We start from the raw sequence: 6,727 nt of genomic DNA on the forward strand, positions 1-6,727 counted from the left end.
CAACAAACCCGCCGAACCAGCCGACACCGACCAGAAGCAACATTCGGTAGCGGCCTAACACCCACTGGACTCACCCGCCTTGACAAATTCCGACCAACCCGGGAAGTCTGCCGAACTTCACTCGCTTCGAGAGCTTCCGACTCGACGAACCCATCGATCTCACAGTCACGGTCGCCACCACCGAGGACGTGTGGGCCCTCGTCGTGGACTGGACCTCGCCACATCTGCGCGTCGACTCCGAGGAACTACGACTGGCAAGACTCGTCGACGCAGCTGCTCGCTCCGTCGTCTTCCGGCCCAACATCGCAACCGCATTCACCCTCGGCTACTACCCGATCCATCTCCACAATGAAGTCGGCCGCCGAGCAGCATCGCTGACAGCAACGATGCGACCCGGCATCGTCGGCGAGGGAGTTCTGATCACGATCACCCAGGCCGCCCGATGAGCACGACACCAACCCAAGCTCCCCTTGACGGATACCGCTCATTGCGCGATGCCCCGTCGCTGGCTCCCCGCCGCATCCCGTGGATCCGCAACAGCGTCCTCTGCGGAACCGGCGGCATGGTGTCCGCGGTCTTGGGGCCGATGATAGGGCTCGACACCGCGATTGCACTGAGCGGAACAGCCGCCGGCGTCGTCGCGGCAGCGAGCATCGGCTACAACGGCTACAGGACCACGATCCGCGCCGAAGAGACCGACCGAGCCATCGAACAGCTCTGCAGACTCACCGGCACAGCGCCGACACGCGATGTCCTCTCTGCTGCCCGCTGGAGCGGCCAGTGGCCCGGCAGACCGGGTCGGATCACCGTTCGATACCAGTCGGCCGCCTTGCTTCTCGATGATCAATGGCTCCCGCGGGTCGTCGAACTTCTGTCCCAGCAGAGCTGGGGCCGGTACCGAATCCAGAAACACAACGCACGCAAACTCCGGCTCGTTCTCGTTCCGGACACTCGGCTCAGCACCGAAACACACGAGGCACCCGAACTCGTGAAAGCCAAGCGCACGATCCTCGCGCTCCTGGGTCCGACCGGAACCATCACCGAAGTCGAGACGGACACTGAGACCGGAGATTTGCAAGCAATCGAGGCCATCCACGAAGTTGGGCACAAACTCGCCCCCGAGGGTTACCGGGCCCGCATGGAGCGCGTGGTGAGCGTCAACCTGCCCGGACGGTGGCGCGCACGCTGGAATCTCGAAACGGACTGGGTGCGTTTCGAGGTCCGACCGAGCTTCCCGAAAAAGCTGTACAACCCTGCTGGACTCACGGATACGAAGCACTACGCTGTCGAGGACCTCGCCCACACCGACTACGACTCCGTCGAGATCTCCTACGGCGAAGACGAGGACCGAAACCCCATGGTGTGGCGGCCGGCAATTGATCCACACTTTATGTTGGTCGGCGCATCCGGAACGGGAAAGACAGTCACCGCCCACACGGTGCTCACCCAACTCACTGCGCACGGCTGGCCGGTATGGGTCGTCGACGGAAAAGGCGTCGAGTTCCTCGGCTTCCAAGACTGGCCCAACGTCCAGATCGTTGCCAGTCATATGGAGCACCAAGTCGCGGTGATCCACCGATTCTGGAAGCTCATGGAAACCCGCTACTCACTGATTGTGAACGGGCAGGCCACCGAGAGCGATTTCGAGCCGGTCGTTCTGTTCATCGACGAGTACGCGGACTTCCGCGGCAACCTGCTCAATTGGTACGCAGGGATCAAAGGCAAAGGAGATCCCACCAAGCCGCGCACGCTCCAAGAGGTGGCATCGATCGGACGTAAGGGTCGAACTGCAAAGTGCCACATGGTGCTGGGAACGCAACGTCCGGACGCCGAGTACTTCGGCGGAGACATGCGAGACAACTTCCGACAGCGCGTGTCGATGGGCCGATTGAGCCCTCAAGGCGCGCTGATGATGTGGGAATCCGCCACAACCGGCGTGGCGATTCCCCGTGGGTGCCGTGGGCGCGCGACGAGCGTCAACGACCACAACCAAGCTGTCGAGATCCAGACGTACTTCACCCCTGACCCTCGCAAGACCGCGCCTGGAACCGAAGCCGCAGCGGTGCTCGAACGCCTGCGGCCACGGGACGTCAGTCACGAGCGTCTGGTCATCCTCGACCCCGACCCGGGCGGCACCGACGACGGTGAAGAAGAAGTTCGATTCCATCACGTCGCCGGCGCTCCGTGGGCCCGAGCGGCGGACCATCCGAACCTCGACCCGGTGGCCAAACGGAAGAGCCGTGCGGACAGTGCAACCGCACGACGTGCGTCGTCGCCGATGGCGATGCTCAACCTGGACACCCCGCTGATCCCTCAGCCCGACCAGGCCGCACCTTCGATGAGCAAAGACCCCGCCGGCGAACCTGCATCGCATATCGACCGATCCCACCTGCAGGTGGTTCCCGACGTCGAAGTCGACGATTGGGAAGGCTACGGCGAACCAGAAGATGCAGCCCCGGCAGACCTCGTGGCCGGCGACCTGGTTCTTCTCGACGAGGACACCGGCGACTGGGCAGTACTGGACACCGACCCCGACATCTACGGCGACGACTCCGGTGACGATCTGGTCGGCCTGACGTGGCGCGGTGACAACGACGCCGAGGGAGTTCTCGATCTGCCGATCGACACAACCGTCCAAGTACGCCGCCCAACCGATGTCGCGATCTGAATCTCTACCGACGCGGTCCAGCAGGAAGAGGAGCAACCACATGTCAGAACACAGCAACAGAGGCGGCGCACTGTCCGACAGTGACCAGATGGCGCTGTTCTGGATAGTCCCGATTGCAATCACGGTGGCTCTGGGATCGGCAGGCCTGTGGTGGTCGAAGGCCATCACCTGGCTGGTCGGCCACTCGATCTTGATCGCAGCCGACGCCTCACCGATCGTGCGGATACCGGCAGCGCAGGGCGCCGGTCTCGACGGCCGCAGGGTGATCATCGCGATCGCGATCGTCATCGCAGTAGTTGCAATCAGCGTCAGCGCAGGCAAGGCCGCCCATTCGGCACGGCAGGTTCGACCACAGAAAGGTGACCGGGGATGAGAACGACAGCAACGAGCAGCCGCCGGGCGGCGCTCCGGGCGATCGCGAGCCGAGAGTCGTTGACGATGCCGATCGGTCAGTGCGTCCGCGACAACAGCTGGGCCAAGCGAGAAGCTGCGATCTCGGAAACGCTGCAGTCCCGAGTTCCTCGCCGCGACCGCCGCCGATCAGCCTTCGCTGCTGCAGCAGAGCTGCTCGACTCATGCCAGATCTGCCCGCTTGCAGCCTTCGTCTCCTGCAGGAAAAGAGCAGTCGCAGATAGCTACACCGGTGTCGCGGCGGGTGGGCTGTATGACAAGGGAGATCTCGTCACCGAAGAAAAACGACCCAATGGTCTGGACGCGCTGACGCACGTCGAGGTAGTCTCGCCCTCATCTGATGTGCGGTCTGACCAACCGCATCAACTGAAAAGAGATGCACCATGACTTATGTAGACGTGGCTTCGCGTACGCCAAACAATCTTCTACCCGCACTGCGTGCTGCAGTGGCCGATGGCAATACAATCGAAGGTGGCCGGAATGCCGGTTCATGGAGTTGCTCGACTGCGTCGGAGGGTGGTTCCCGAGACGCACCGAGCGACGGCAGCGGCAGCGTGCTTGCACAGCGCCGCTCCGCTCCCGCGGCGAGATCCAACAGAACATCTCGCCGCGGGAGTACCGCATCGGTGTCGTCCGGACCAGCTCGCAGACACCTCCTCGCCTTGCGGGTCGGAGGCATGCCGGACGACATGATTCTTGAGCTCACCAATCTAGGTAGCGCCGACCTTGCGTCGCTGTCGAGCTTCAAACGCACCGAAACGACCTACGGGATCGCAAAGGCGATACTTGCGGTGACGTTCCACCCGTCTCATGGACGAGTGATGACACTTGGCGTCGGTCCCCAGCGACGCATACGTGCACTCGTTGCGATGGGCTACTCCGTGCACGCACTGGCCGACTTCACCGGGTTGACGGTGCAGAAGCTGTCGACGTTGCCATCGGATCAGCTCGTGCCGACCGCGGTCTGGCATGTGATCAATGATGTCTACGAACATCTTTCGATGATTCCCGGTCCGGACGAGCAAGGACGTGACGCAGCTCGTGAGCAAGGTTGGGCGACTCCGCTCGCATGGGACGACGACGAAATCGATAACCCCCGAGCCCGTCCACACTCCCCTCGGGGCATCCTCGGTGTCGACGACGCCGCGGTCTACCGCAGGCTGTGCGGAGACAGGAAGCCTTCGCTGACATTGGCCGAACAGGAAGTAATCGTCGGAATCGCAGTCCAACGCCGCTGGTCCGGCGAGCGCCTCGGCGACGTGCTCGGGATCGAACCCGGCTCGGCGACACGGAAGGTCGATCGCTATCGTCTTCGCATGTCCGCGCTCGATGCGCGTTCGCAGAATGAGCGAGAGTCCAATGTCGCGTAACGACTACCTCAGAATTCTGGCGGCAGGATTGGCCGCGGTCGGTGTCTGGTCCGGTTACTCACGGCTGCTGCAAATCTTCGAGACCGGCTCATGGGTATCTCATGCTGTTCGCCTTCTCCCGATCGCGCTGATTGCAGTTCTAGGAGCAGGCTTGGCGTCTGCACTGCGGCCGACGGTCGTTGCAGTGTGTGCGCGAGCGGCCATCTCCATGAACGAGGCCTCGCTGACATCGCGCCTTCCCAGCATCATCACAGGAGCCGTGTGGGGCGGAATTGCCACGACGATGTTCGTAGGCGGAAGTTCGGCGACGGCCGCCTGGTTGTTCCTTGCTGTACTCGCACCCTGGATTGTGTGGATCGACATACGTGTGCAGCGGATACCCACTACGTTGGCGTACCTCGCCGCGGGGGGGACCGCAGCGACGACCATCGTCACCGGTGTCGTCGACGACACCGGTGAAGTAACCGTCCGTGCGCTCGCTGCAGGCGCTGCAGCGGGAGCAACCTTTTTCGTCCTAGCGGTCCTGCTCCGCGGTGGAATCGGACTGGGCGACGCACGACTGGTGGTTTCGCTCGGTATGGTCCTCGGCTACGCGGGTTGGATCACACTGCCCGCAGCGCTGGTGTTCGCAATCCTCGCGGCCTTCGTCGGGGTGGTCCTCGCACGAATGATCCGGATGATTCGATCCGAGCCCGCGCAGTCACATATTGCGCTGGGCCCCTTCCTCGCACTCGGCTCCGTACTCGCCCTCGCTGTGTCCTGAAGTCACAGCACTCAGAACCCAACAACCCCGCCACTCGACAGAAGATTCTCGAAGAGGTGATGGACACAGTGCCCAAGACACAGCAGACCGCGTGGACGATCGGCCTTACGTCGGTCGTCGTCGATGCGGCAGTTGCGCTCGTGACGATCAACGATGAGCGACCCGAGGCGCGCAACGATCCACCGCCTGCACCGCAGGTCTTTCGCGACGTCATCACCGTGGCGAATCTTCTCGACACCGTGCCAATCGTCGCCGACCCAACATCGATGGAGGAATGGCCCGATCAGGCGCACTGGCAAGGCACCGGTCGGCCAGCGACGAGTGAACGAGGATGCGACGTCAAGACCACCGCGTTGGCAGCAGCGTTAGAGGACGTCACGTTCAGGCCAGGATCAGCTGATTACATTGTGGCGCAGGGTAGTTTGCATGACCCATACACCGGATTGACGGTCGAGTACGACTCTGCGTCGGGGAATCGTTCTGTATCGGTCGATCACATTCATCCGTTGAACACCGCCTGGGTACTGGGTGCGTCGACATGGGCACCCGAACAACAGAGCTGCTTCGTGAACGACGTCCAACGCAACCTGATCGTCGCTGACGCCCGTGCGGTGGGGGACAGAGCGAACCGTGGCCTCGCCCAATGGCTCCCGCCCAGCCAGAACTTCGCCTGCACGTTCGCGGCGAAATACCTCCGCGTTGCGCAAGCCTACGACCTGCCGATCACACGCGGTGACGCCATCGCAGCGGCACAAGTCTGCGGGCTCAGCGAGGACGCGGGGTTGGGCTCGGCAGACACACCGAACTGATAGTCCCGTACCACCAACGACCGCTCCCTGATGAATGAAAGCTATTCCGGCACAACATGAAAGAAGGACATTATGCCCAAGATCGCCGATCAGGCCGACGCCACCACTCGCGAGATTCTCGGACCGCAGTTCGCTGCGATGCGCAACCTCGTCAACGCAGTCGAAAGCAACCGCGAGAAGGCCGAGGCCCTGGCCAAGGCGCAGGACGAACACACCGAATCCACATCGGCAGTTGTCGACGCATACGACGCCGCGAAGGCGGCGGGATTCACCACCGGACAGCTGAAGAACGGTGGCTATGTTCGCCCCTCACTCAAGGCTGCATCGAAGCCCGCCATCAAGAGGACCGCTGTGCCCGCTGAGCAGGCAGCATCGGCAGATGCCGGCGGCGACGAGGAACCCCGTCTGCAGGCGGGTGAGAAGTCCACCGACGACCAGCACGGGTCAGAGCACCACGACATGGACCGTCAGGACGGACGCAGTGATCACGACGCCCTCGCGAGCTGACCGTCAGTCCACCCGACCAAGAAGGAGGGCCGAGCGATGAGTCTCGACCGAACCGAAGAAATCACCCACATCGAGCTTGCGTGCGACGTCTGCGCCCTGCAGCCGCGTCCCGATGGTGCGCCGGCGGTCCGGGGTGCACGGTGGGCGGTTGCGCTGAAGGACTGCTGCGCCGCTGGCAGGCTGCGGGCACATCTCGTAT

At 63.0% G+C, this 6,727-nt stretch carries 8 protein-coding genes; all 8 read left to right on the forward strand.

The window, feature by feature from the left end:
* The first annotated feature begins 188 nt into the window (after positions 1–188).
* Positions 189–446 carry a hypothetical protein gene (locus A2J03_RS04700; RefSeq protein ID WP_068370298.1) on the forward strand — a complete coding sequence of 86 codons (258 nt, stop codon included), beginning with the start codon at positions 189–191 and terminating at the stop codon, positions 444–446.
* Positions 443–2,668, forward strand: coding sequence for an FtsK/SpoIIIE domain-containing protein (locus tag A2J03_RS04705; protein WP_082897590.1), 2,226 nt, complete (start codon positions 443–445; stop codon positions 2,666–2,668). Before A2J03_RS04700 ends, A2J03_RS04705 begins: the two co-directional genes overlap by 4 nt.
* A gap of 40 nt (positions 2,669–2,708) precedes the next feature.
* Positions 2,709–3,041: a hypothetical protein gene (locus A2J03_RS04710; RefSeq protein ID WP_068370300.1), complete on the forward strand. Its 333-nt coding sequence runs from the start codon at positions 2,709–2,711 to the stop codon at positions 3,039–3,041.
* Between the two features lie 65 nt (positions 3,042–3,106).
* Entirely contained in the window at positions 3,107–3,466 is a 360-nt protein-coding gene (locus tag A2J03_RS04715; RefSeq protein ID WP_156520202.1) for a hypothetical protein, read from the forward strand.
* 239 nt (positions 3,467–3,705) lie between these two features.
* Positions 3,706–4,449, forward strand: coding sequence for a hypothetical protein (locus tag A2J03_RS04720; protein WP_156520203.1), 744 nt, complete (start codon positions 3,706–3,708; stop codon positions 4,447–4,449).
* Complete coding sequence (locus A2J03_RS04725) at positions 4,439–5,212, forward strand: prepilin peptidase (RefSeq protein ID WP_068370306.1); 774 nt, start codon at positions 4,439–4,441, stop codon at positions 5,210–5,212. Before A2J03_RS04720 ends, A2J03_RS04725 begins: the two co-directional genes overlap by 11 nt.
* A gap of 68 nt (positions 5,213–5,280) precedes the next feature.
* Positions 5,281–6,021, forward strand: a complete 741-nt coding sequence (locus tag A2J03_RS04730) for a GmrSD restriction endonuclease domain-containing protein (protein WP_156520205.1) — start codon at positions 5,281–5,283, stop codon at positions 6,019–6,021.
* Positions 6,022–6,093: 72 nt separating this feature from the next.
* A complete protein-coding gene (locus A2J03_RS04735) occupies positions 6,094–6,528 on the forward strand; it encodes a hypothetical protein (RefSeq protein WP_068370309.1) in 435 nt (144 codons plus the stop codon).
* Positions 6,529–6,727: the final 199 nt, after the last annotated feature.

Source organism: Rhodococcus sp. EPR-157 (assembly GCF_001647195.1).
In the GTDB taxonomy this organism is placed as follows: Bacteria; Actinomycetota; Actinomycetes; order Mycobacteriales; family Mycobacteriaceae; genus Rhodococcoides.